Annotated in this window: 20 protein-coding genes and 1 pseudogene; 15 read left to right on the top strand and 6 right to left on the bottom strand. The window is 38.7% G+C overall.

The annotated features are described in order from the left end of the window. The first annotated feature begins 63 nt into the window (after nucleotides 1-63). The 6 genes from AC2TDL_RS02940 (at nucleotide 64) to AC2TDL_RS02915 (ending at nucleotide 5,902) form a co-directional block, all read left to right on the top strand. On the top strand, nucleotides 64-603 hold the full coding sequence (locus AC2TDL_RS02940) for a DoxX family protein (protein WP_484698668.1): 540 nt from the start codon (nucleotides 64-66) through the stop codon (nucleotides 601-603). A gap of 166 nt (nucleotides 604-769) precedes the next feature. Then, nucleotides 770-1,075: a hypothetical protein gene (locus AC2TDL_RS02935; protein ID WP_484698666.1), complete on the top strand. Its 306-nt coding sequence runs from the start codon at nucleotides 770-772 to the stop codon at nucleotides 1,073-1,075. Nucleotides 1,076-1,169: 94 nt separating this feature from the next. Next, on the top strand, nucleotides 1,170-1,901 hold the full coding sequence (locus tag AC2TDL_RS02930; protein WP_484698664.1) for a response regulator: 732 nt from the start codon (nucleotides 1,170-1,172) through the stop codon (nucleotides 1,899-1,901). Beyond that, nucleotides 1,901-2,974, top strand: coding sequence for a sensor histidine kinase (locus tag AC2TDL_RS02925; RefSeq protein ID WP_484698662.1), 1,074 nt, complete (start codon nucleotides 1,901-1,903; stop codon nucleotides 2,972-2,974). Before AC2TDL_RS02930 ends, AC2TDL_RS02925 begins: the two co-directional genes overlap by 1 nt. Nucleotides 2,975-3,192: 218 nt before the next feature. Beyond that, nucleotides 3,193-3,969, top strand: coding sequence for an ABC transporter ATP-binding protein (locus AC2TDL_RS02920; protein ID WP_484698660.1), 777 nt, complete (start codon nucleotides 3,193-3,195; stop codon nucleotides 3,967-3,969). Continuing rightward, nucleotides 3,944-5,902 (top strand): ABC transporter permease, encoded by a 1,959-nt coding sequence (locus tag AC2TDL_RS02915; RefSeq protein ID WP_484698658.1) that lies wholly within the window; start codon nucleotides 3,944-3,946, stop codon nucleotides 5,900-5,902. The genes AC2TDL_RS02920 and AC2TDL_RS02915 overlap by 26 nt, the downstream gene beginning before the upstream one ends. A gap of 196 nt (nucleotides 5,903-6,098) precedes the next feature. Here AC2TDL_RS02915 and AC2TDL_RS02910 read toward each other — a convergent pair whose 3' ends face one another. Further along, nucleotides 6,099-6,806 (bottom strand): metallophosphoesterase, encoded by a 708-nt coding sequence (locus tag AC2TDL_RS02910; RefSeq protein WP_484698656.1) that lies wholly within the window; start codon nucleotides 6,804-6,806, stop codon nucleotides 6,099-6,101. A 160-nt stretch (nucleotides 6,807-6,966) separates the two neighbouring features. On the opposite strand from AC2TDL_RS02910, the gene AC2TDL_RS02905 reads away from it, so the two are divergent. The 3 genes from AC2TDL_RS02905 to sda all read left to right on the top strand — a co-directional run bounded on the left by AC2TDL_RS02905 (nucleotide 6,967) and on the right by sda (nucleotide 10,416). After that, a complete protein-coding gene (locus tag AC2TDL_RS02905) occupies nucleotides 6,967-9,084 on the top strand; it encodes a DNA topoisomerase III (RefSeq protein WP_484698654.1) in 2,118 nt (705 codons plus the stop codon). A 261-nt stretch (nucleotides 9,085-9,345) separates the two neighbouring features. Then, complete coding sequence (locus AC2TDL_RS02900; RefSeq protein ID WP_484698652.1) at nucleotides 9,346-10,017, top strand: YheC/YheD family protein; 672 nt, start codon at nucleotides 9,346-9,348, stop codon at nucleotides 10,015-10,017. Between the two features lie 234 nt (nucleotides 10,018-10,251). Next, complete coding sequence (sda, locus tag AC2TDL_RS02895; protein ID WP_484698651.1) at nucleotides 10,252-10,416, top strand: sporulation histidine kinase inhibitor Sda; 165 nt, start codon at nucleotides 10,252-10,254, stop codon at nucleotides 10,414-10,416. A gap of 168 nt (nucleotides 10,417-10,584) precedes the next feature. Here sda and AC2TDL_RS02890 read toward each other — a convergent pair whose 3' ends face one another. Beyond that, complete coding sequence (locus AC2TDL_RS02890) at nucleotides 10,585-11,586, bottom strand: NAD(P)/FAD-dependent oxidoreductase (RefSeq protein ID WP_484698649.1); 1,002 nt, start codon at nucleotides 11,584-11,586, stop codon at nucleotides 10,585-10,587. A 419-nt stretch (nucleotides 11,587-12,005) separates the two neighbouring features. Here AC2TDL_RS02890 and AC2TDL_RS02885 point away from each other — a divergent pair, with 419 nt between their 5' ends. Together AC2TDL_RS02885 and AC2TDL_RS02880 are read left to right on the top strand one after the other, a co-directional pair. Next, nucleotides 12,006-13,199 carry an NAD(P)/FAD-dependent oxidoreductase gene (locus AC2TDL_RS02885; RefSeq protein ID WP_484698648.1) on the top strand — a complete coding sequence of 398 codons (1,194 nt, stop codon included), beginning with the start codon at nucleotides 12,006-12,008 and terminating at the stop codon, nucleotides 13,197-13,199. Then, nucleotides 13,199-13,486: a hypothetical protein gene (locus AC2TDL_RS02880; RefSeq protein WP_484698646.1), complete on the top strand. Its 288-nt coding sequence runs from the start codon at nucleotides 13,199-13,201 to the stop codon at nucleotides 13,484-13,486. Before AC2TDL_RS02885 ends, AC2TDL_RS02880 begins: the two co-directional genes overlap by 1 nt. A 193-nt stretch (nucleotides 13,487-13,679) precedes the next feature. On the opposite strand, the gene hemQ is transcribed toward AC2TDL_RS02880, so the two are convergent. Then, a complete protein-coding gene (hemQ, locus tag AC2TDL_RS02875; protein WP_484698645.1) occupies nucleotides 13,680-14,429 on the bottom strand; it encodes a hydrogen peroxide-dependent heme synthase in 750 nt (249 codons plus the stop codon). Nucleotides 14,430-14,610: 181 nt separating this feature from the next. Here hemQ and AC2TDL_RS02870 point away from each other — a divergent pair, with 181 nt between their 5' ends. After that, the gene (locus AC2TDL_RS02870; protein ID WP_484698644.1) at nucleotides 14,611-14,901 is read left to right on the top strand and encodes a YuiB family protein; all 291 of its coding nucleotides are present in this window, start codon (nucleotides 14,611-14,613) and stop codon (nucleotides 14,899-14,901) included. A gap of 207 nt (nucleotides 14,902-15,108) precedes the next feature. Here AC2TDL_RS02870 and AC2TDL_RS02865 read toward each other — a convergent pair whose 3' ends face one another. Then, on the bottom strand, nucleotides 15,109-16,068 hold the full coding sequence (locus AC2TDL_RS02865; RefSeq protein WP_340834498.1) for an IS30 family transposase: 960 nt from the start codon (nucleotides 16,066-16,068) through the stop codon (nucleotides 15,109-15,111). A gap of 122 nt (nucleotides 16,069-16,190) precedes the next feature. On the opposite strand from AC2TDL_RS02865, the gene AC2TDL_RS02860 reads away from it, so the two are divergent. Next, nucleotides 16,191-16,610 carry a MarR family winged helix-turn-helix transcriptional regulator gene (locus AC2TDL_RS02860; protein ID WP_484698643.1) on the top strand — a complete coding sequence of 140 codons (420 nt, stop codon included), beginning with the start codon at nucleotides 16,191-16,193 and terminating at the stop codon, nucleotides 16,608-16,610. A 16-nt stretch (nucleotides 16,611-16,626) separates the two neighbouring features. After that, nucleotides 16,627-17,844, top strand: coding sequence for an MFS transporter (locus AC2TDL_RS02855; protein WP_484698641.1), 1,218 nt, complete (start codon nucleotides 16,627-16,629; stop codon nucleotides 17,842-17,844). A 128-nt stretch (nucleotides 17,845-17,972) separates the two neighbouring features. Here AC2TDL_RS02855 and AC2TDL_RS02850 read toward each other — a convergent pair. Together AC2TDL_RS02850 and AC2TDL_RS02845 are read right to left on the bottom strand one after the other, a co-directional pair. Further along, nucleotides 17,973-18,909, bottom strand: a pseudogene (locus AC2TDL_RS02850) (proline dehydrogenase family protein). Nucleotides 18,910-18,941: 32 nt separating this feature from the next. Continuing rightward, a complete protein-coding gene (locus tag AC2TDL_RS02845) occupies nucleotides 18,942-19,766 on the bottom strand; it encodes an AraC family ligand binding domain-containing protein (protein WP_484698639.1) in 825 nt (274 codons plus the stop codon). A gap of 189 nt (nucleotides 19,767-19,955) precedes the next feature. Here AC2TDL_RS02845 and AC2TDL_RS02840 point away from each other — a divergent pair, with 189 nt between their 5' ends. After that, on the top strand, nucleotides 19,956-25,592 hold the full coding sequence (locus AC2TDL_RS02840) for an endo-1,4-beta-xylanase (RefSeq protein WP_484698638.1): 5,637 nt from the start codon (nucleotides 19,956-19,958) through the stop codon (nucleotides 25,590-25,592). Nucleotides 25,593-25,694 lie beyond the last annotated feature (102 nt).

Raw genomic sequence — 25,694 nt, 5'->3', positions numbered from 1 at the left:
TAGTTTTATTTAGTTCCCCTGTATACTAAGACCATAAAGAAAAACGAACAGGGAGTGGTTAAAATGTTAAAGTTTTGGAGAGAAAATAAATACGCAGCAATGGTGGTAGCAGTTATTCGCATATTATTAGGTTACCAATGGGTAACGAGCGGTTGGGGTAAGCTTACTGGTGGAGGCTTTGATGCAACAGGCTACCTAACAAATGCAATCACCAATCCAGTGATGAAGGGCGATGCAGTATTATATCCAACATATAACGCCTTTATTGAGCATTTTGCTTTACCAATGGTTGATGTTATAAACTTCTTAATTCCTTGGGGCGAGTTTTTAGTAGGTATCGGGTTAATTACTGGAATTCTAACATTGCCAGCAGCGTTCTTCGGAATGTTAATGAACTTTATGTTTATGTTCGCAGGAACAGTGAGCACAAATCCAAAAATGGTGCTATTAGGATTCATCGTAATGCTAGCAGCAGGTAATGCAGGTAAACTTGGCGGAGACTATTTTGTTCTTCCTTGGCTAAAAGCAAATGTTTGGGGCAAGCTATTCAAAACTAAAGCTGCCGTGCCTGAGGTTGAAGCTGTAGAACCTAAAACAGTATAGATTATTAAAGGTTATAAGGCAAAAGGCAGATAGCAGTTATACGCTATATCTGCCTTTTTCTGTTAATATATAGGCTATAATTTTACGAAACATGTTAAAGTATGGATTATCTTAATAATTCATTGTATGCTGATAGTACAACCGTGAAAGGGGCTTTTGTACTGAGATGGCACTAAGAGAATGCATTTTTCATTTCAAATTTATTGATGGAGCGCATACGAAAATGTTGCGCGCACTCATTTTTTTACCCGATGATCGTCAGCCTAGCATTAAGGATTTTATTGCAGCGTTTAAGCAGCTTGGCTACGATGTGAAACTTGAGGATGAGCAAGAGCTTATCTTTGCACCAGTCAATGCAAAAGAAACTTATAAGCTAGATATTGAGAAAATTGAGATTAAAGGTGAAGAAAAGGTTCATCATGATGGAGAACTAAGAGCAATTATAGAGCAGCTAAGAGGCGGAAGATGGTAAAGCTTTTTATTAGCGTGATACAATAGGCGTAGTCAAGATCTGACTGCGCTTTTTTTTATGGAAATGATTTTAGTTGTTGGTGGTGTACTTTACGATGTATCGAATTGTAATTATAGAAGATGATATGAAAATAGCTAGCTTAATGAAGGGAAAGCTAGAGCAATATTTTTATGAAGTGGCGATAGCAAAGCAATTTAAAGATATTACGTCTGAGCTTGATAATTTTAAACCACACCTCATTTTGCTTGACATAAATCTTCCGTATTATGACGGATATTATTGGTGCAGGCAAATACGAAAAAACTCCAACGTGCCAATTATTTTTATTTCAGCTAGAGAAGGGGAAATGGATCAAGTAATGGCTATTGAAAATGGTGGTGATGACTATCTTACAAAGCCAATTAAGCTAGATCTCCTTGTCGCTAAAGTTAGAGGACAGCTTAGACGAGTGTACGGGGAATATGCCCAAAACGCTGAAGAAGCTCAAAGTATGTCTCCATCTTTGACACAACAGGATGGTAGCAAACTGGAACAGCATGGTCTTATTTTATGGTTAAATCGTAATGAGCTGTATTATAACGATAAAGGAATTGATCTTACTCGTAATGAGTTATTGCTAATTGAATGCTTGCTTCGCCATTATGGTGAGGTTGTACCGCGGGATATGCTGCTGGAGGCATTATGGGATGATGTGCAATTTGTCGATGATAATACGTTGACTGTAAATATGACAAGATTGCGTAAAAAGCTGGCAGAGCTAGGCTTGCCTAACGGAATTGAAACAATACGTGGGCAAGGGTATAAGCTTAAGCTGGAGGATTCATAATGAAGAAAGTACTGCTTTACTTAAATGATCAAATGCTTAATATCATTGCTCAGCTTTTTCTTGTGCTATTAGGCGGAGGAATTTATTTGCTGGAGCGCCAACGTCATGCTGATCTAATTGATTTGACGAGCATGTATTATTATTTTGTGCTCTCTGGTGTATGTATTGTGATATGGAATATTGTGCAATATATGCGTGTTAAATCGTACTATCAGTCTTTATTTGAGGCGTTAGAGAGTGAGAATACGTTAGAAGCGGTTTATATTTTGCAGGGAGAAGTATATAAGGAGCAAGAGCTCATTTCTAAATTGCTTCATAATCAGCAAAAAAAATACGTAGATCAGCTTGCTGAGATGGAGCGCAAGCGGGAAATCCAGCATCATTTTACGTTGCAATGGGTGCATCAAATGAAAACGCCGCTTTCTGTTTTAGATATGCAGATGCAGCAAATTGATGAGCAGCTAAAACGAAGAGAGCCTTTGCAGTTGCATCAGCAAGCTAGCGTTTATCGCAGTATGTCTGAGGAAATTGATAAATTGCAAGGCGGCTTAGAGCTAATGCTAAATTCAGCAAGGTTAGATAAGCTGGAGCTCGATCTGCACATTAAGCCAGTTGAGCTGCACGGGGTAATCAGGGAAATAATTAATCGTTATAAAAAGCTGTTAATTCAACATCAAATTTATCCTAAATTAGTTGGCGAAGCACTTGTTGCAACGGATCAGAAATGGTTTGGCTTTATTATCAATCAGCTTGTTACCAATGCGATAAAATATAGCAAACTAAAGCAGGGCAGCAAGGAGCTGGAGATTATAATAGAGCAGCAAGGAGAAAGTACAAGCGTCTCGGTGCGTGATGAAGGGATTGGGATTACTAAGAGTGATTTGAAGCGGGTATTTGATCCGTTCTTTACAGGGCAAAATGGTCGTATGACAGGAGAATCAACAGGTATGGGATTATATTTAGCAAAGGAAGTGTGTAAGCGGCTAGGCTATACGTTAAATGTAAGCTCGGTTGAAGGAGAAGGTGCTTGTTTTACTTTGAGCATGAAGCATTCCTCAATTAATCAGTTGTAGCCTCCCGCTGAATGATATTCGCTTTCTAAAACAGAACAGTGAAAACCTTCGTCATCAAGCCTTACTTATTCATCCACCAGCTTGAAATAAAAGATGAATAAGTAAGGTTTCACTTCTACGTGACAAAACTGTAAGGTATATTGAAAGCTTCCTCAATTTCTCCCCACCTTTACCCTCATTATAATAAAGCTATAACAAAGGAGAAGGGGAAAAGAAAAATGAGCGTATTAAAAACGACAGGTCTTGGAAAAGTATATGGTTCGAAAAAAAATGTATTATATACTGCATTGCAAAATGTCAACATAGAGGTTGATAAGGGCGAATTTGTCGGAGTTATGGGACCTTCTGGAAGCGGGAAAACGACATTACTAAATTTGCTTTCCACGATCGATAAACCAACAAGCGGCGAAATTGAGATTAATGGAGTTAATCTTACTAAGCTAGATGATCATAAATTAGCCCTGTTCCGTCGCAGAGAATTAGGGTTTGTATTTCAGGATTTTAATTTGTTAGATGCGCTAACAGTAAAAGAAAATATTATTTTACCGCTCGTTATGGAGGGCATGAAGCCAAAAGAAATTGAAAAGCGGTTAATGCGTATTGTTCAAATATTACAAATTGAAAATTTGTTGAATAAGCGTACGTATGAAATATCAGGCGGACAGAAGCAGCGCACAGCAATTGCTCGAGCGATAATCCATGAACCTTCGCTAATTCTTGCCGATGAGCTGACAGGGAATCTTGACTCGAAAGCTGCTAAAGACGTGATGGATACATTAAAACAGATGAATGAGCAAATGAACGCAACCATTTTAATGGTTACCCATGATCCGTTTTCTGCAAGCTATTGTCAACGAATTATCTTTATTAAGGATGGTCAATTGTTTACAGAAATTAATCGCGGAGCAAATCGCCAAGTATTTTTCCAACAAATCTTGGATGTGCAAAGCATGCTAGGAGGGGATTTTGATGACCTTTCGTTCCCTCGCGCTTAAAAATATAAGAGTTAATTGGCGTTCCTACAGTGCATTCTTTTTAAGCAGTGTGTTTTCCGTAGCGATTTTTTATATTTACTATGCTTTTATGGTCCATCCTGATGTTGAGAATGGTGTAATTGCTGCGGCAGGGATGGTTACGAAAGGAATGGAATTTTGCTTATACTTAATTTCAATCTTTAGTGCTGTCTTTATATTATATTCAAGCAGCTCCTTCTTAAAAAATCGCAAAAAAGAGTTTGGCTTATTTTCCTTATTTGGAATGACCAGACGTCAATTGCGGAAGCTTGTATTTATTGAAAATATGATTATCGGACTACTCGCGATTTTAGCAGGGATCGGTGTTGGAATTTTATTTAGTAAGCTGTTTTTAATGGGGTTAGGGTCGCTGCTTAGATTAACAGAGCATATTCGCTTTGCCGTACCTTTAAAAGCGGTACTTGTTACAGTTATCGTTTTTCTAGTGATGTTTTTCGTTATTACCATTTATACTACCTTTCGGATTGGTAAAGGACAGATCATCGAGCATTTGAAGGCACATAAGCAGCCAAAAGGCGAACTGAAATTTTCTGTCTGGAAGGTTCTTGTCGGCACAATTAGCTTGTTAGCAGGCTATGGATTAGCAGTGACGATGACTTTAGGGACATTTATCGTTGTTGCTCTGCCAACGATTGCTTGCGTTGTGCTGGGCACATTTCTATTGTACTCACAGCTTAGTGTCGTTATCTTAAACAGACTTAAACAACGTAAGTCTTTGTACTATAATAAATCGAATTTGCTTATTATTAGTCAGCTTGGCTACAAAATAAAGGATAATGCGAGAGTATTGTCAACGATTACGGTGTTAAGTGCTGTTGTAATGACAGCGATGGGTGCAATCTATGTATTACAAATGGTTGGAAAGCAGCAGTTTAAACAAATTCCTTATGCACTTGCTTGGGTGGAAAGCAGTGAGCCAGAGCTATTTCAGTTGGAGCGCAGTGAGATTGACGGATTAATTGAGGAGTATGGATTAACGGTTACCAAGGAAGGACAGCTGCAAGGGATTAAATTAGAAAAGTACAATATCAGCTTAGAAACTGAAGTTCAAACATATCAAAGCAAAAATCAATCAATGATGTTACTTTCGCAGTCTTCATACAATGAGCTGTTTGATGACAAAGAGCAATTATCGTTAAGCAATGAGGAAGCTGTTGCGCTGTTAGCGGTAACTTATGGAACGGAAGCTAATTCAGGTATCATGAAAGGAGCTATTGGTGATTTACAGCTAGAGCTGCCTGTTACTGAAGTTAAAGAAAAAAGAGTAACTAACTACTTTTATTATTGGAACTATTTTACGGTTGTTGTATCAGATCAGCAATATGAAAAAATTAAAGCGCAAGTTGATGAGTCTGAAATCTTTACGATTCATGGCTTAGATTTTAACAATATGAAAAAGAGCGCTGAAATGTTAGCTGCATACGCTGCTCAACATACAGATATTAATAAAAATGATTTTCTTAAGATGGTCGACTATACACGAAACCAAGATTATTTTGATTTTATGCAGTATACTTCATTAACCTTATTTATTGGGGTGTTCATTTGCTTCTTGTTCTTTGTTGCAGCGGGTTCGCTCATCTATTTTAAGCTGTACACTGAACGTGACGATGATATTTCAATGTTTCAAGGGTTGAAGCGAATAGGCATTACGTACAAAGAAATGAAAAAAGTTATTGTTACGCAAATTGGCATTATTTTCTTCCTGCCTTGTGCAGTGGGTATTATTCATGCTGTATTTGCAATGATTGCGCTGGAAAATGTCATTATGGAAACAGGAATGTTCTATTCATTAGTCGTTTTTGCCATCTATGTAGTGATGCAAGGAATTTACTTTTTTATTGCTAGCCGCAGCTACTTGACCAGTATACGTCGAGGATCAGTGTCTCCTTAAAAATGAGTCGGGATATTTGCGAACATTGGATTAATATCGCAGGTATCCTGGCTTTTTTCTTTATATTCTGCAACAAAAAGCAGCTACGCTGCTGTCAGCTTCTAACTGAGCCAGCATAGCTGCAAAGTAATCCTTAGGATCGAGGAGGTGATGTAATGAAAGCGGCCAATCAAACGAACAATCGCTCTGAACGTAGTTAGCTATTGCGCAACCCAGGTACGTGATACACATACACATCGCCTGCACGATAATCAGATGTCGTTGAGCAGGAGTAGCATAAGCTATTCGTCAGATCAACAAGTGATAGGCGATACCCATGCTTTGCACCAGTGTCAATTCCGATTCTGCACTCATCGATAAATAGCGATCCTGGATTTGCTCCAAGCTTAAATGTTGGAGTGTGTCCAAATACGATTCGCTGTCCTGCTGTACCTTCCTTGTCTCTGTCGAGCTTTTCGCGCAACGTTGATAATGGGTGGCGTGTAAAAGACTCACGAATTTCTGTTAGTTCACGAATAGGATGTAAGCTAAGCGGGAGGCCAGGTCTTACTCCTGCATGAACAAACAAATATCCGTTTGCTTTATAGTATGTGGGAAGCGAACGAATAAATCGTAAATATCGCAAGCGTTGTGCTGCACTTCCCCTTCGCAATGTTGCTAATTTAAGTTCATGATTGCCAGGCAAGGCGATTGCTCCTTTATCTACAAGTGCATGCACAGTATCAACGAGATGCCAAGTGACCGGTTCCCCAGCTTCTATAAAGTCCCCCAAAATAACAAGCTGATCCTTGTTCGCGTCATACTGCGCTGCATCGAGTAAAGAAAGCAATCCTTGTCGATGCCCATGAATGTCTGATATGGCCAGCAGCCGTCGTGTTGTTCGTCGTGCTGAACCATGCTGCACTGCATTCACTACCTTCTATATGAAGTTGTAATCCTACAGTAATATATACGAATGCACGATAGATTGACACAGATAATCGCCCGAATCTCATTATGTTAGCCTGTCTTTTTTGGTATAGTAATACTATGTCGAAGCAAATGTTTAGATTGGAGTTAATAAAATGAAATCGTTAGTATTAGCTGAAAAACCGAGTGTAGCCAAAGAAATTGCACGTGTACTTGGTTGCAAACAGAAAACGAAAAGTTATATTGAAGGACCAGACTATGTCGTAACTTGGGCGCTTGGTCATCTTGTCGAGCTGGCAGAGCCGGAGGATTACGATAAGAAATATAGAACTTGGGCGCTTGAGGATTTGCCTCTTTTACCTCAACGAATGAATATAAAGGTAATGCGACAAACTGCTCATCAATTCAAAGCGATCGCAGCACTGGCTAAACGCAATGACTTAAAAGATCTTATTATTGCTACAGATGCAGGACGAGAAGGTGAGCTTGTCGCTCGTTGGATTATGGAGCTAATTCATTGGAAAAAGCCGTTTTTTCGTCTATGGATTTCCTCACAAACCGATCAAGCGATTCGTGAAGGGTTTAGCAAGCTAAAACCAGGCTCACAATATAATAATTTGTATCGTTCCGCTGTATGTCGGGCAGAAGCAGATTGGCTTATTGGCTTAAATTTGACACGTGCGTTAACGTGTAAATATAATGCCCAGCTTGCTGCAGGTCGTGTGCAAACGCCAACGCTGGCACTATTAATGGAACGTGAGCGTGAAATTAATGAATTTCAAGCTAAGCCTTATTGGCAACTTCAGGCTCAGCTTACGGGCTTTACCGCGAGCTGGAGAATGAAAAGTGGGCATGATGGGCGAATTTGGGATAAGGAGCAAGCGGAACAGCAGCTAGCGAAAGTAAAAGATGCGAAAACCGCAAAGGTTGCAGCAATAAAAACAAGCGAGAAGCAAGAGCCGCATCCGCTTGCGTATGATTTAACGGAATTGCAACGTGATGCTAACAAAAAGCTAGGCTTCTCGGCAAAGATGACGTCTAATGTGTTACAAAAGTTATACGAGCAGCATAAGCTCGTTACGTATCCACGGACAGATTCCCGTTATTTGACGAGCGATATGGCTTCTACATTAAAGCTTCGCTTAGAACGTGTAGCAGTAGGTCCATATCGTGAGCATGCAAAGGAGATTTTGCGCAAGCCGCTAGTAATTACGAAGCGTATTGTTGATGACAGCAAGGTTAGTGACCATCATGCGATTATCCCTACGGATGAGCCAGTCAATTTACAAGCATTAAGCTCCGATGAGCGTAAGCTCTATGATCTTATAGTACGTCGTTTTCTTGCCTTATTTAGCGGGGCGTATCGCTATGATGAGACAAGTGTTGAGCTGGTCATTAACGATGAGCATTTTTATACAAAGGGCAGAGTGGAAAAAGAGAAGGGCTGGCGAGCAGTGTACACTTTATCACGCGATCAGGATGAAGCAGAAGAAGAGATTAGCTTTCTCCCTTCTTTATCTCAAGGTGAGCAGATCCCTGTCCGCAGCTGTCAATTGAAGTCGTGCATGACTACTCCTCCTTCACGTTATACAGAAGCGTCTTTGCTTGCGATTATGGAAAAGTATGGGTTAGGCACTCCAGCAACTCGTGCAGATATAATCGAAAAACTGCTTTCTACGGAAACAATTGAGCGACGTGGGCACAGCTTATATCCAACAGGCAAAGGTAAGCAATTGATTGAGCTTGTTGTGGATGAACTAAAAAGCCCGGAGCTTACCGCAAAATGGGAGCAGCAGCTAGAGGATATTGCTAGAGGTCGTGGTGATGCCAAACAGTTTATGAATCATATTCGCAAGCAGGCTGAACAATGGGTTGCTCAAGTGAAGCAAGAAGATAAACAGTATAAGCCACATAACTTAACTGGTTCACGTTGTCCGCAGTGTGGCGAGCCATTACTTGAAGTTAAGGGCAAACAGGGCAAACGGTTAGTTTGCTCAAGTCGTGAGTGTAATTATAAACGGATGGCTGAGCCAATAAAAATTAATAAACGTTGTCCGCAATGTCACAAAAAAATGGAGCTGCATGAAGGTAAAGCTGGTAAATACGCACAGTGCAGACCTTGCAATGTGATAGAAAAGCTTGAGGACAAAGCTAGTACAGCCGTTAACCGTAAGGAAACAGCTCGTCTATTAAAGCAATACAGCAAAGATAACAGCGGAATAGGCAATAGCTTAGCGGATAAATTGAAAGCAGCGCTGCAACAGCAACAATAGCAGCGAACAGTATATGTAGGAAAGTTACCCAAAAATAAGCCAAGCAATAAATTGAGATTATCGAAGTCAGAATGGTTTTTCATAAGGAAGTAGTTTAGAACTTTCTTGTGAAAATCCATTCTGACTTTTTTATTGTAAATTGCAAGATAGAAATAACGATGACTATTAATCTATTAATAGTCAACAACACAAGAATAATAGATTAGCTAGCATAGACTAATAGTGTAAAGTACCTCGATAAATTGAAAGGAGACGAGGGGGATGTTTACTCACACTGGTCAAAAAATAGCAAGCAAAACTTTAAAGCAGGCGATTCTGCAATCTCATCCTGAAATTGCTTCACATATTCCGCCATCAAAAACATTTAGCTATGGTAATTTACTGCTGATGCTTCAGCAGCATGGCATGGTTTATGTTAAACCGATTGTTGGTTCAGGGGGAGCGGGGGTTATACAGGTTAAGAGAAACACAAATGGATATTCTTATCATTTTCGTGATAGAGTATATCAATTTGCTTCATATGCAGCAATGTTCGATAGCTTAAAGCGTTCTATGAAAAAACGCAAATATATGATTCAAAAAGGAATTGATCTGCTAACGATTGATGGTTGTCCTGTGGACTATCGGGTGAAATATGTATATGAGAATGGTCGCTGGCGTTATCGAGCGATTGTAGGGCGCAAAGCAAAACGAGGTTTAGCAGTAACGAACTTAAGGCAAGGCGGTGTGCAGCTTAAAGGTGGAACTGCGATAGCACGAACATTAGGAAGCGGGGCAGTGTCAGCAACAAAATCACGCTTTAGACGATTAACAGAGTTATCTACGTCAATTCTTGTTTCTAAATATCCAAGACTGACGCGATTAGGCTTTGACTTTGGAATAGATAAGAACGGAAAGATATGGATATTTGAAGTGAATACGAATCCAAATTGATAATCTAATTTAATAGAGAAAAACAATCTATTAATTTTTTTTATTGAAAGATTAATAGGAACGCTTGTGGATAACTATATCCACATTATCCAGTCTGTTTTTTTGTGGAAATTTGACAAATATACACATAAAATACACAAATTATCCACAAGCGATTGTTAATAATGGCAACTATTGTCGGAAGCACAAATAAATGCTAGTATTGAAGTAATCCAATATTTGGGAGGGGTTGTAGTGCATAGACTGAATGATGAGCAAATGAAGGAACTGTATATCGAAGCTGTTGCTAGAGAAGTAGATAGTGATTTTATTGAGCTTATTATTCTCGAACTACAACGACGCGGGTTAGTAGATTACTTACCTAAAGCAGAGATGACTGAACATCAAAATACAGCTTAGGGAATGCCAGCATAGAGTTAGTGTATATGGTTTATTTATAATAGAATACTGACCTATAAATATTGGGCAAGGTTAGAAATGTCGATATAAATAAGATAGAGAGAAAAGAAGGGGTTGCTGTGAGCTAGTTCTAGCTTGAGCAACCCCCATTTTTTGTTTTTACATATTTTATAGCTTCATATTACTGCTATGACCTGGAGATAGTTTAGCAGTTGGATCGATATAAACTTTTGCGTTGTTAACCGCAGTAGGAGCTTCACCAAAGCCAACAGCAATTAGTTTTAATTTACCAGGATAAGTCGTAATGTCACCAGCAGCGAAAATACCTGGAATGCTTGTTTCCATGCGGGTATCTACTTTTATAGAGCCGCCTTCAATTTCGATGCCCCATTCAGAAATTGGACCAAGTGAAGATACGAAGCCAAAGTTAACGATAACATCATCAACTTCAATCACTTGCTCTTCCTTAGTTTTTACATCTGTTAGCGTTACGCTTGTAATCTTATCTTCACCGTGTAAAGCAGTGATTTCTGTTGGTGTAATAATGTTAACAGATGAACTCATTAACTGAGCAACGCTATGCTCATGCGCTCTAAATTTATCACGACGATGAACAAGAGTAACACTTTTAGCGATTGGTTCAAGCATTAGCGCCCAGTCAACTGCGGAGTCACCGCCGCCACTGATAAGAACTCTTCTATCTTTAAACTTTTGCAAGTCACCAACAAAGTAATGCAGGTTTGCTTTTTCGAATTTTTCAGCTTCAGGCAGTTCAAGTTTACGTGGTGAGAATGCACCAACACCGGCCGTAATAATTACGGACTTAGCATAATGAACTCCTTTATCTGTTGTTACTTCAAACAAGCGTTCTTCAAGTTTTTTTACATTTACAACTTTCTCTTCAAGGCAAATTTCTTGCTCGAACAATGACATTTGTTGTTTTAAACGATCAACTACTTCTTGAGCTGTTACTTTTGGAAAACCTGCAATATCGTAAATGTATTTTTCTGGGTAAAGTGCAGCAAGCTGACCTCCAAGTTGAGGCATGCTCTCTACAATTTTTACAGAAGCATGGCGCATTCCCCCATAAAATGCAGCAAACATTCCTGCTGGGCCTCCGCCAATGATTAGTATATCTGTAGCTTCTGCTGAGCTTACTGAGTTAGTCATGATTTACCTCCAACTTAAATTAATATCTATCGTATTTATTATAGACAATATTAAGAAATAAAGGAATGTATCGTTTACAAAAAAAAGATAAAGAAATTGTGCAGGATGCCGAACTTTTTCGTGAAAAATAACCTTGAAAATATGCTTGAAAATCTGTATTATGTCTCATGTATATATGAAAAGCTGGCAATAGCCTTGATCCTGATATTAAACATCAATAACACAACGTTAATGATTGTGTTATTTTTTTACAGATAACGTGATAGAACGGACTCAGTTACAACACTGTATTTGGATGAAGCAAAAAGCCAAGCGAGTTATCCGTATTTAAGCGATTTTTATAAAATAAGAGAGAGAAACTAAACCATTATGATGGGGTCCAATTATATAGAAAAGACAAGAATGGATGGGATTCTACAATGAGCAACATACCGAAAATCGTTATTCTCGGGGCAGGCTATGGAGGCATATTAACCGCATTAAGATTACAAAAAGAACTAAACTACAACGAAGCTGATGTTACGCTAGTTAATAAACATGACTATCATTACTTTACAACTCATTTACACATGCCGGCTGCTGGCACTGACAAGCCAGACAATGCAAGGGTTAATATATCTAAGTTAATTGACGAATTTAAGATAGATTTTGTCAAATCAACGGTTGTTCAAATTCGACCGCAGGATAAAAAGATTATACTTGAAGATGGCACTCTTTCTTACGATTATTTAGTTATTAGCTTAGGAGGGGAGCCTGAAACATTTGGTATCCCAGGTTTGGCAGAGCATTCGATGAATATTCGCAGCATTAACTCTGTTCGCCTAATTCGTGAGCATATTGAATATCAATTTGCGCGCTATAAACGTGAACCGCATCGCCTAGATTATTTAACATTTATCGTTGGCGGCGCTGGCTTTACCGGAATTGAATTCGTAGGCGAGTTAGCTGATCGCATTCCAGAATTATGCAAGTATTATGATGTTGATCCAACATTAGTGAAAATATATAATATCGAAGCTGCTCCAACTGCATTGCCAGGTTTTGATCCTGAGCTTGTGGAGTATGCGATGGATGTACTTACGAAAAAAGGCGTTACATTCCGTCTTGGTACAGCGATTAAGGAATGTACACCAGAAGGTGTCGTTGTTGGCGAAGGTGAAGAAATTAAGTCGGCAACAGTTATTTGGACAGGTGGTATTCGCGGTAATCGTCTAATTGAGGAAGCTGGTTTCGAAACTATGCGCGGACGCGTGAAAGTAGATGAATATTTGCGTTATCCAGGCACTGAGCATATTTATGTAATTGGTGACAACTCTTTAATGTTTAATGAGGACGGCAAACCTTATCCGCCTACAGCACAAATGGCAATGCAGCAAGGTGTAGCGTGTGCTCATAATCTTGTTGCTTCCATTCGCAATCAAAGCTTGAAGCCGTTCCAATTTAATAATAAAGGAACAGTAGCTTCACTCGGAAAAGGCGAAGCAATCGGCATTGCGCTTGGCAAAAAATATAAAGGACGCAAAGCGGCTTGGTTAAAAAAGCTAATTGATATTCGTTATTTATTTATTATCGGTGGTATTCCACTCGTGTTAAAAAAGGGTAAATTTCTATAATGAGACATTGCAGTGTGCAAGTTAGAGGATTATTGACACGCGAGGAGCTCGATCGCTACAATGCGCTGATGGAAGTAGGAAGCTATCTGGAATCGCAAATGCGTTATGACCTATCAGCCATTATACAGAAAGAAGTCGATATACTCATTATGCCAGCAATTGAGCGGTTGAAAGAAAAGAGTCGTGCTCGTGATAGAGCGACTGCTGAGTATTTGGAGGAAAAACGACGCAAAGCCGAGCTGGAAGCTCAACTTGCTGCATTAGCTGCTGAAGATGAGGAAGACTAGCGGCTCATATTTATAAATTTTAACCAAGCTAATCGTTATAAGGATATATAAGAATATATGTTATCTATAGACTGTTCTGAGCTATCAGGACAGTCTATTTTTTGTGAGTCGCCTTCAAAGTTAATGTAACACGTAACATAAATTAGGAAGCATCAACTTTAAAAGGCGACTGGAAAGTTAACTCATTTGCAGTTTAAATTGACAATAGCTTAGCCCATTTTTCTTCATCAAGCTGATTGCCAACATAGAAGTCACCGAACTCCCCATAACGAGCGCTAACTTCATCAAAACGCATTTCATAAACTAGCTTTTTAAATTGTAACGGATCGTCTGCAAACAATGTAACGCCCCACTCCCAGTTGTCAAAGCCAACAGAGCCTGTAATAATTTGTTTTACTTTACCAGCGTAAGAACGTCCAATCATTCCGTGGCTGCGCATTAAAGCTTTACGCTCGTCCATACTAAGCATATACCAGTTATCGTTGCCGCTGCGACGCTTATTCATTGGATAGAAGCAAATATGTTTTGTGTTAGGCAATGACGGTTTTAGGCGAGCTACAACCTCAGGATTTTCCATCGGATCGCCGCCTTTGCCGCCAGCTAAGTAGTTGCTTAGCTCTACTACGCTTACATAGCTGTAAACACTGTAAGTATAGGAGGCAAAGCTTGTTTTATTGAAGGCAACTTCAAGTTCGTTGAGCTCCTCCAATGTTTCACGCAAGTGCATAAATACAAGGTCAGCTTTTTGACCAACAATAGAGTACACAACAGTGCTGCCAGTACGGGCTTCACTTATTGCGTTCCATTCTTTTAAAAATTGATTTAGTTCATCTATTGCTTTATCGCGCTCGCTCTTGTCAGCTAATCTCCATGCAGTCCAATCAATCATACGGAAATCATGTAAGGCATACCAGCCTTCAAGTGTTTGTGCTGCTTCACTCATTATATTATTAACTCCTTTCACATCAATAACTAACGAACATGCTTATATTGTAGCCTAACCGCAGTCAAAGGAGCAAATGACGGGATTGTGACATTAATATTAATGGTTAATTGACTTAGTTGCTTTAATTCATTAAACTATTTACAGCTAATGTTCAAACAGTTGATTGGAGGCTATAATCGTGTTACAAATCGTTTTAGCAACTATGCTGTTTATGGTTATTACGTTTGGTATCGGATTTATTGTAAATATGTTGATCAAAACAACATGGTTTCCAACTTACTTTTTTATTGTCCTTATTATTATTTTGGCGTTTTGGGCGCCGTGGAGCGGCGATGATGAAAAGCTGATTGATGTCATTAGTAATTATACATTTATTGACTTCATCCCTGTAATAGGTGCAATTGCAGGAGCAATTATAAGCGGCTATACGATAAGAGCATTGCGTAAGGGCGGATATAAAATGTTTTAGTTCAAAGCTTGCGAGTTCATATTATTAAAGGTTAACTTTAATAATATTGGCTCGCAAGCTTTACTTTTTTGTGATAAGCAGTTATACTACTTGATGTTACATAAAATTAGTTAACTTAGTTAATTATTTTTTTGAAGATTAATTTTTTGGAATTATTTTTTTCGAAGTAATAGTTAACCAAGTTAACTTTTTTTAGATGATAGATTGTCAAGCTAAGTGCGACAACTCGTCCATAATCGCTTCGTGAGAAGTTTTCCAACCTAGACATTTACGTGGTCTATGGTTGATTAAATCTAAAGCACATTCAAGTTCAGCTTGATCTATCGTGTTTAAGTCGAACTTCTTAGGAAAGAATTCTCTGAGAAGCCCATTGGCATTTTCGTTACTGCCTCTTTGCCAAGATGAATAAGGATCAGCAAAGTAAACCATCAAGCCGTGTTCTTCTAACAATGCTTGATGGCAAGCGAATTCCTTCCCACGGTCAACGGTAGCTGTAAACATAGGTAAAGCAAGTTCTTCTAAAGCCGTAGCAACAGCTTTCTCCATAGACAAGGCTGAACGGTCAGGCATTTTTACAGCGTAGTAATAGCGTGTTTTTCGTTCGACAAAGGTAGCCAAGCAGCCTTTACTTTTACCACGGCTAGAAACGACAGTATCAAGCTCCCAATGACCAAAGGTTTCACGTTGCTTCACTTCTTTTGGACGTTGCCTGATGGATAATCCAAGATTAAAGCGACCTCTGCTTTCACGAGGCTTTCTACGCTTTCCCTTGTGTCGCAAGAAGATGGTGTTTCCTTGGACGAGCTTCCCCTGGTAAATCCAGCGATAGATGGTCTTAAAGGATACCGCGTGCTCAGGATCGTCTTGTTTCATTCGACCTTCAATTTGTTCTGGAGACCATGTTGCAGCCAGAGTTTGAGTAAGGTAATGTGCTCTGTCTTTGTTCCACTTTCCTTTTGGTTTACTTTGCATCCGCTTGTGCTGATAATCGGCTTGTGCGTCGCTAGCCTCATAAGTAGAAGAGTGGTTATTCATGCGTTGTATTTCACGAGAAACCGTAGAATGGTGGCGCTTGATCTGCTGTGCAATGGCTCTTGCACTCCATCCTAAATGTAATAATGTTTCTATTTTTGTACGCTCGTTTATGGTAAGATGTGTATAGCTCATGACGAGTTCTCCTTGTAGGTGGTGTCTGGTAACTTCATTCTACACGAATTCGTCATGAGTTATTTTTTTAGGTGTCGCACTTCATATTACAATCTTTCAGATAGAAAGAGAGGAGGGATACTATGAAGTATGAAACAGAATTTTTTAATGAGTTTACTCGTACGAATCGCCTCTTTGTCTATCATGTCAATCAAATATTAGAGAAGCACCAGTTATCTAGTTCTTTTTGGCGTGTTATGCGGATTCTCGAAACCACAGAGTATAAAACATTTGGCGAGATCTCTGATGAACTGTATATTGAAAAGCCTGCGTTAACTAAAATAATAAAAAAATTATGTGTAATGGAGATTGTTGAAATTCATCAAGGCAAAGATAAACGTGAAAAGCTGGTACAGCTTTCATCAAAGGGGAGAGATTTAATCGAGCAAATACGGAAGGATCTTAATCCATTTCTTGCCCATGTATTACAAGGAGTATCGCAAGAGGAAATTGATAGCACGAGAAAAATCTTTCAAATTATTCGAAACAACATCATGAACTAACTAAGGAGAAAATTTTGTGGAACAACAAGAAAAATTGTGGACAAAAGAGTTTGTTACTTTATCGTTAATTAACTTTTTGGCAACGCTAGTTTATTTTTTGTTACTTGTCACGATTGCAAAATTTGCGGTGAGCGAATTTAATGCTTCAACAAGTACAGCGGGCCTAGCATCAAGTATTTTTATTATTGGGTCATTAATCGGACGGCTGGCGGCAGGACAATTTATCGGTAAAATAGGCAGTAAAAATACGCTATTAATCGGCTTAATTGGCTTTGTTATATCTACATTTTTATATTTTGCATCATTTAATATTACCCTTTTACTTATTTATCGTTTATTGCAAGGCGTTGCTGTTGGCTTAGTAGGTACAGCAACAGGGACAATTATTGCGCAAATTTTGCCAGTTAATCGACGCGGAGAAGGAATTGGTTATTTTAGTTTAAGTAATATTTTAGCGACAGCTATCGGTCCATATCTTGGGCTATTTCTATTAGAAAATTTTTCAGGATTTAATGCGATTTTTATTTTTAATGCGATTTTAGCGGTTATCGTCGTCGTTATTTTCTTCTTTATTAAGTTTCCATCCTCCCTTAGTGCAGCTGCAAAGGGGAATAAAAGGAATGCGACTGAGAAGAAAGGGATACTGTCAAATTTAGTAGAAATGAGCGCATTGCCAATTTCATTTATTGCCTTATTTGTAGGACTGGCTTATTCAGGCGTACTATCCTTTATCTCGTTTTATACTGTGGAAATTAACTTAGCAAAAATCGGCAGTTATTTCTTTTTAATTTATGCTGCTGTTGTTATATTAACTCGTCCAATTACAGGTAAGCTGTTAGATGCAAGAGGTTCTAACATCATTATTTATCCATGTTTAATTATTTTTGCGATTGGTATGATTGCATTTAGCTCGGCAACGAATGCGCTAGTATTTATAATTGCAGCAATCTGTATCGGGATCGGCTATGGCAACTTTACTTCTGTAGCACAAGCGATCGCCGTTAAAGCAGCACCAAGAGAACGAATGGGCTTAGCAACATCGACATTCTTTGTTTTATATGACCTCGGGCTTGGCTTTGGACCTTACGGCTTAGGTAAACTTGTTCCAAGCATTGGCTATCGAAAAGTTTTTCTATGGATGGTTGTAGTTATTGTCATTTCGATTATTTTCTATTATTGGCTGCACGGCAAAAAGGAAACTGCCAGCAAAAAACTTAAAGCTGCACAGGGTTAACTATTCATTGTTATTCTTAAAGTAACACTTTAAAATAAAAAGCAAATTACTAAATGCAAATTGGAACAGCCTCTTTGCTGTATCTAAAAAATAGAGGACTGTTCACTTTAGTAATGTGCTTTGGCATATTAATATTGTTCAATAATATCTGAAATAAAAGTAAAAATATTCGGAGGATATTCAGCAATACGATGCACTACATATAAGTACCATTCACTACCGTATGTAATATAGACTTTAGCTGGAATGTTTTCGTCTTTTAATGATTTTAATAAGTCAGTTTGAATTCCGTCTAACATTTCAACTTCTACATTCGGATGAGGAAAGAAGTCCCTTTGCCTTTAGCTCCATCAATAAATGTTCATCATGTGTTGCGATAGACAATGGGTGATCATTAGCGATACAGATGGATACAAATTCGATATACCGCTTATTTAACTCTTCAGATCTTGGAATAACTATCCCTGCGGGCTCTTGATAAGCTCCTTTCACTAGACGTATTCTTCCTGACGTTTTTAATAATTCATTGAGGTCAGCAGATGAGCGTTGCAAATGTACTTGTAACGTAATTCCAACATTAGCGAATGAACTTGAAACCGATTGATATAGCGATAAAATTTTAAATGTTTTTTGTGATTCTTCCATACTTATCATTAATTGAATATTATGCTTTTCTGCCTCTTTTGCTAATTGCTCTAAATTAGCCAATGCAAATGTATCAGAAATCATCATTCCGATATGTGAAAGATCAAAGGATACGGTAGCTTTCAGTTGATTTTTTCCGAGATCATTTATTAATTGCAAGAATTCATCTTTAGCAACGATACATTCTTCCTCGGATGTTGTATTTTCGCCTATAAATTCTAATGAAATCCGATACCCCTTGTTATATAGAGCCTTAGCACGTTCTATCCCTTCCAACCGAGTTTCTCCAGCGACAAATCGTTTAGCACCTTTAGCGAAAATTGGATAAAGTTCTTTGGAATTTTGAATATAGGATTTCAACTGTTGATTTCGAGCAATTGATTTAAGAGCTTCGGAAAAGCGCGTTTCTTCATTTAGCACGAATTAAACACTCCTTTAATAATTAAATTAAATCACTTCTCATTTTGAATAAAAATATCTCTGTATTGTCCGGGTGTTAACCCTATAAATTCCATAAAAAAATTACTAAAATGACTCTGATCAACAAAGCCTGTTTCGATTGCTGCAGCGAGCGGTTTTGCTCCTTGTTCTAGTCTTTTTTTTGCTTCATTAATCCGAACCGTTTGTAAATAACGATACGGAGTAATTCCGCGAATTCGGGTAAATGTGCGTAACAATGAATATTTGTTCATATTCGCTATTTTTGCTAAATCATCTAAAGTAATATGCTCTGCATAATGTTGTTCCAAATAGCGACAGACATTTTCAATTTCCTGCTTGCCAGCTTCTGGCTCGATGTCTTCGAGCTTTATCGTATATTTTTCAATAAGCTGTTGAATAAGAAAGTAAAAAGCCTCTTCTTTTTTCAGATCTGATCTTTCATCCATTATCATTTGATGAAGATGATGTAACAACTGAGCATGCTCACTTCGGTAAGCAACAGGAGCAGCAAAGGAAGGGAGATAATTTTGTCCTGTAATTTCCTCTGTCACTTTTCGCATAATGTCAGGCTTAATATTTAAGCAACGATAATCTAATGTTTCATTATCAATTGCTTCACAGGCATGATTGTCCAGAGGGTTAAAAAAGACAAGATCGCCTGTACCGATTACATATTCTTTGTTTTTACAATTTAAGCGTCGTTGTCCCTTCTCAATAACTCCAATTACATAATATTCATGGAAGTGGTTCGGAAACTTTTGCATAATTCCTTTAAAACGATAGGCTTCTATTTGCAAATCATGATCAAAGCGTACAGTTCTTTCTTCTCGTCCCACACGAACAACCTCCTTCTAATAGTTAGTGTATCACAATTGCTTTTGGCTCTCTTGTAAGATATTGACTAGAAAGATTAAACTATAATTTCTTTAATAATTAGTAAAATTATTTAATTAAAGCAAAACCGCCCACTTAGTATAATTGAAATCGCAAGCATTGAAAGCGATTACAATTATAGGAGGTCAAAAATGAACAAGATTCTACGAAAAGTGGTACCATTGTTTCTAAGCTTAACTCTTTTACTTCCTGCTAACGCTTTTGTATCTTCAGTATTTGCGGAATCTCCGCCTCACATCCCGGTTTTGCTCTACCATGACATTAAAGGAAGTACATCTTCAGAGACAGAAACTCAGTACGAAACATTTTTAGCAACGATGAAATATTTAGACGAAAGTGGTTATACAACGATTACAGCCGATGAATATATCGATTATATGAAAAATGGGGTTCCCCAAGATGTAAATCCTGTTCTATTAACATTTGATGATGGAACACCTGGTTTTTTAAATTATGCTTTGCCGGTGCTTGATCAATATAAGATGAAGGCTACTTTATTTGTAGTTCCAAATTGGCATGGAGAAACACCAGGTTATGGCATGTCAAGGGAACAGCTAGAGTATATTCACGAGCATTACAGCCATATTGTCACTTTGGAAAACCATACCTATTACCATGAATACAATGTATGGAATTCAATTAGTGAAGAGGATGCTTTAGAAGAGCTATCTGAAGCAAATCAATTTATTGAGGAGATAACTGGACGCTCGCCTAAGCTAATCGCTTATCCTTATGGGCAATATAACGATAATGTCAAAGCAGCAGCTCAAGCTTTAGGAATTGAGGTTGGCTTTAAAGTAGGTTATCCTTCCGGCACTTCTGATTTATTTGAGCAAGGCAGACATTATATTACCGATTCAACGACACTTGCAAATATTGCAGGAATGCTTGGCGGTCCTGCACCAACTGAAGTTATTGCGAAACGTGATGTGAAGTATTTTGATGCAATGACTTCGATGAACAACCTTGTTTGGTCTGATAAAACATCGCTCCATAGCTTGCGTTTTGCAGGTAATGGAGACGGTCAAGGAGTTAAAATTGAAAATCGTGTAAACAATTACGATGCAATTGATATTAAGCTGGACACATTGAATTTAGAAGTAGGAAAATCCTATATTGCTACCTACTCCATTTATTCAGAAGAAGTGTATCCGGCACAATCTCAACAAATTCAATCTGTTATTTTAACCTATAAAGATATAAATGAGAAAAGTTATTACAATACGAACTACTCAAGCTACCAAAGCTTTGATGATTTAGAATCACAAACGGGTACTTTAGTAAGCTTACCATTTACTTATACAGAGGATACTGCAAGTTTACGGATTCAAATTAATCCGATTGGCGATGATAATGAGCAGCTAATTTCCTATATTGTTGGCCAAGTGATGATAACAGGAGAATTTGAAAAAGCTGCACCGCCTACGAATGGTGAAATCGTATATCATGAAACGTTTGATGATGGAGAGAGCATTGCCTTTCAATCTGGTGATGCAAATTTAGTTTATGTCGATCAATCTAACGATGGAAACAGCACAGACGCAGCACTTTATGTAGGAAATCGTACGAAAACTTACGATGCAGCAGACTTTAAGCTTGGCGACGGTCATATGGGGCTGACTGCAGGAAAAACTTACACAATTGAAACAACATTATATGTTGATAATACGGAGACAGTGTCAACAGGTGCATCCTTCCAAATTTTAAAGCTTGAAAGCAGCGACCCAACTTATCGAGCGATTCCTGACAGCCAAGTGGAGATTAAGGCAGGCGAGCCAACGACAATTACTGCAAGCTTCGTTTACGATGCTGGAGATGATAAGTTGCGTTTCCAAACTAACGAAGCGGGTCAAAATGTGAATTTCTATATTAATGAAATTAAAGTTATTGCTGTAGATTCTGAGGAGCCTGTTTATAAGCATGTTCTGTACACTGAAGAGTTTACTGCAGGGTTTAATCCAAATACAGCAATTAACAGCCCAGCAGGAAATGTTACGCTAACACAAGTCGAGAAAGATTTTGCAGGTAATGCTGACGGTCAAGCGCTGTATGTGAGCAATCGAAGTGCAGACTATTTCGGCATTGACTTTAACTTTGGCAATGAACCGTTAATTTTAACACCAGGGAAAACGTATACGGTTACTGCAAGTGTATATGTTGATGAAGGAGAGAGTATTGCAGCAGGATCAGAGTATGCGCTCGTTATTTTAGGTAAAGATAGTGAAAATAATGATACGTATTCCCATATTCCATTAAGCGGCGATAAAGCAATGGTGGCAGGGGAGGCACTAACGCTTGTCGGCAGCTTTGATGCAAAAAGTACAGACTATAAACTTCGTGTTCAATCTAATTCAGCAGGGAAAGAGGTTCCTTTCTATATTGGTCATGTAGAATTTAGCTATGATTCTACTGAATTACCGCCTCGTGCGCCAGCGCTGCCATTTGAAACCATCACATTTGAAAATGGTGAGTTAAACGGCTTTGGTCCGCGCAGTAATGAAACGGTGCAAGTGGTGAATACTGATAACCATACCGAGGGCGGACAATATGCGTTATTAACTACAAACCGCAGCGAGCATTGGAACGGTCCGATTATTAGCATCGCCCAATATTTAGAGGAAGGCGTAACCTATAAATTCTCGGCATGGGTGAAGCTAGCTTCTGCGCCAGAAGGCTACCCAAGCGTTCCTTTAAAATTAACTTTTGAAGAAAATGGCTCTTATCCAACCGTTCAGCAAAAAACGGTTACTGTTGAAGATGGCTGGGTATTGCTTGAAGGTGTAAGACGCTTTGATAACTTAAAACATGAAAACGTCAAGCTGTATGTAGAAACACCTTATAATCAACCAGAATTTGCTCCAGCTACATTCTATATTGATGACATTAGCATTGAACCGTTAGATCTAGGTCCTGTAGAGGTTGATAAATCGTTAACACCTTTGAAAAATGCTTATAAAGATCATTTCTTAATTGGTAATGCCGTAAGTCCTAACTCATTTAGCGGCAAAAATTTTGAGCTATTATCGCATCACTTTAATCTCGTTACAGCGGAAAATGCGATGAAACCTGATCAGCTGCAAGCGGAAAAAGGCGTCTTCACTTGGGATACTGCAGATAGTCTAATTGCTGCTGCGAAGGAAAATGGCTTTGCTGTTCACGGTCATGTGTTAGTATGGCATTCCCAATCGCCAAGATGGATGAATGAGGATAGCAATGGTAATCCGCTTCCTCGTGAAGAAGCTATTCAAAATATGGAAACTCATATTGAAACCGTCATTAGACATTTTGGCACAGATGTCATTTCATGGGATGTTGTCAACGAAGCATTCTCTGACAGCATATCAAATCCAACAGATTGGCGAAAAGCGCTACGTAATTCGATGTGGAGACAATCAATCGGTGATGACTTTATTGAATTAGCTTACTTAAAAGCGCGTGAAGTCGTCGATGAAATTAACGCAGAACACGGTACAAATATTAAGCTTTACTACAATGACTACAATGATGAAAGTCCAAATAAGTCCGTAGCGATTTACTCGATGGTGAAGGAGCTTAACGAAAAATATGCAGCTGAGCATAATGGCAAAAAGCTAATTGATGGTATCGGCATGCAAGCACATTACAATATTAATACACGCTTCCCGCTTGTTGAAGCAGCCTTAGAACGTTATGCTTCTTTAGGTGTTGAGGTAGGTGTTACAGAGCTTGATATTACTATTCCAGGGAACGGAAGTGTTCCGCCGACTGAGCAGCAGCTTGCAACCCAAGCTTATTTATACGCACAATTGTTTGATTTGTATAAACGTAACAGCGAACACATTTCACGAGTAACGCTTTGGGGACTGCACGATGATTTAAGCTGGAGAAAAGAGCAATTCCCGTTGCTATTCAATGAACGTTTACAAGCAAAGCCTGCTTATTATGCTGCGATTAATCCAGCGGAATACTTGGAAAATAATCCAATTGTAACTGTACCGCCAAAACAGGGAACTGCTATACTAGGTACACCAACAATTGATGGCCAAGTAGACAGTATATGGAACAATGCTGAGACATTGCACATTAATACGTTCCAACAAGCACACAATGTCGCAACAGGAACAGCGAAAGTGCTTTGGGATAAAGATTATTTATATGTGTTAGCTACAGTTAATGATACGGAGTTAGATAAACGAAGCGTAAATGCTTATGAACAAGATTCTATTGAAATTTTTGTTGATGAATTAAATGAAAAATCAATTGCTTACGGTGATGATGACGGACAATATCGTGTGAATTATGATAATGAAACTTCATTTGGCGCACCGCATCAAGCTGAAGGCTTTGAATCTGCGACTTCTGTTAATGGCACATCGTATATTGTAGAAGCTAAGATTCCTTGGGATTACCTAGAACCGAAGCATAATGATGTAATCGGTTTTGATATTCAAATTAATGATGCTGCAAGCGGTTCGCGTAGAGGAGTAGCAGCATGGAATGACTCTACTGGTCAAGCATATAACGATACTTCTGTTTTTGGTGAAATTAAATTAATCGATCCAAGTTATGTTACACCAAAACCAGGATCAGGCTCAGGCTCGCCTGGAACGCCAAGTCCTACAGCTGCACCGCCAACAGCAACAATTACACCTTCTGTAACGGTTGTCAATGAAGTATCGACTACAGAGGTTACAGCAGAGCAAATTTCAGCGGCAATTTCTGCATCATCAAGCAATACGGTAACGCTCGATCTAACGAAAGTAACAACAGATAGCTTACAGTTAAGCTTGCCAGCTAGTGTCTTGAATAAAACAAGTAAAGAACATCAAATTGTCGTGCGTACACCGCTTGGTTCAGTAACTATTCCTAGCGATGTTCTAAGCAATCATAATGCATTAAGTGACAATGTTACATTAACGATTTCATCTGTTGATAAAACTAAGCTAGATTCTGAAGTAGTTGCCCTAATTGGGAATAAGCCGACGATAGAGATTAGCTTCTCTAACAGTGCGGGAAGCAATATTGAATTTAACAATGACAGTGCACCAGTGACGATCAGCTTGCCATACGAGGCTACCGAAGCAGAGCTGGCATCAAGTGATCAAATTGTTATTTGGTATGTTGACGGATCAGGAAGTCCTCACCCAATTACTTCTAGCCGTTACGATCACAGTGCAAAATCGATTGTCTTTACAACAACTCATTTCAGTAGCTTTGTAGGTGCTTTCGTGGAAAATCCATTTACAGATACGGCTAACTTTGCTTGGGCAGAGAAGGAGATCGCTGCAATGGCAGCTCGCAACATTATTCGCGGCGTATCGAATAATGCCTTTAACCCTAATGCAGAGATTACTAGAGCTGATTTTGTTGCATTGCTTGTTCGCGTACTAAATCTGCAACAGCAACCAAGTGAAGTGCAGTTTAACGATGTTTCGCCATCGGATTATTACTACAACGACCTAGCTATTGCTGCTTCCAATCAGTTAATTAAAGGAGATCAAGCAGGTAACTTTAAGCCAAATGAATCGCTAACTCGTCAAGATATGATGGTGTTAACGTTACGCGCTTTGAATATTGCCAATAAATCGTTGCCTGTTGTTACAAGCAATCAGCTAGAGGATGCTAGCAGCGTTTCAGATTATGCACAACTTGCTGTTAATCGACTAGTTGCTTCAGGTATTGTAAAAGGCAAAAATAATAAAATTGCACCTTTTGACTCCTTAACTCGTGCAGAGGCGGCAGTTGTGTTATATCGAATTTGGGCGTTAGATGTTCTTGCAAAAAAATAAAATAAACTAGCATAGCGAGCCGTTGCGAGTTTACATAAGTAAGCTCACAGCGGCTTGCTGTTTTTAAAATAAGAATGAGATTACCAAGTTTTCATTCGTACG

The organism is Paenibacillus sp. plas6, assembly GCF_057221655.1.
This window is presented reverse-complemented; position numbering and strand designations above follow the sequence as displayed.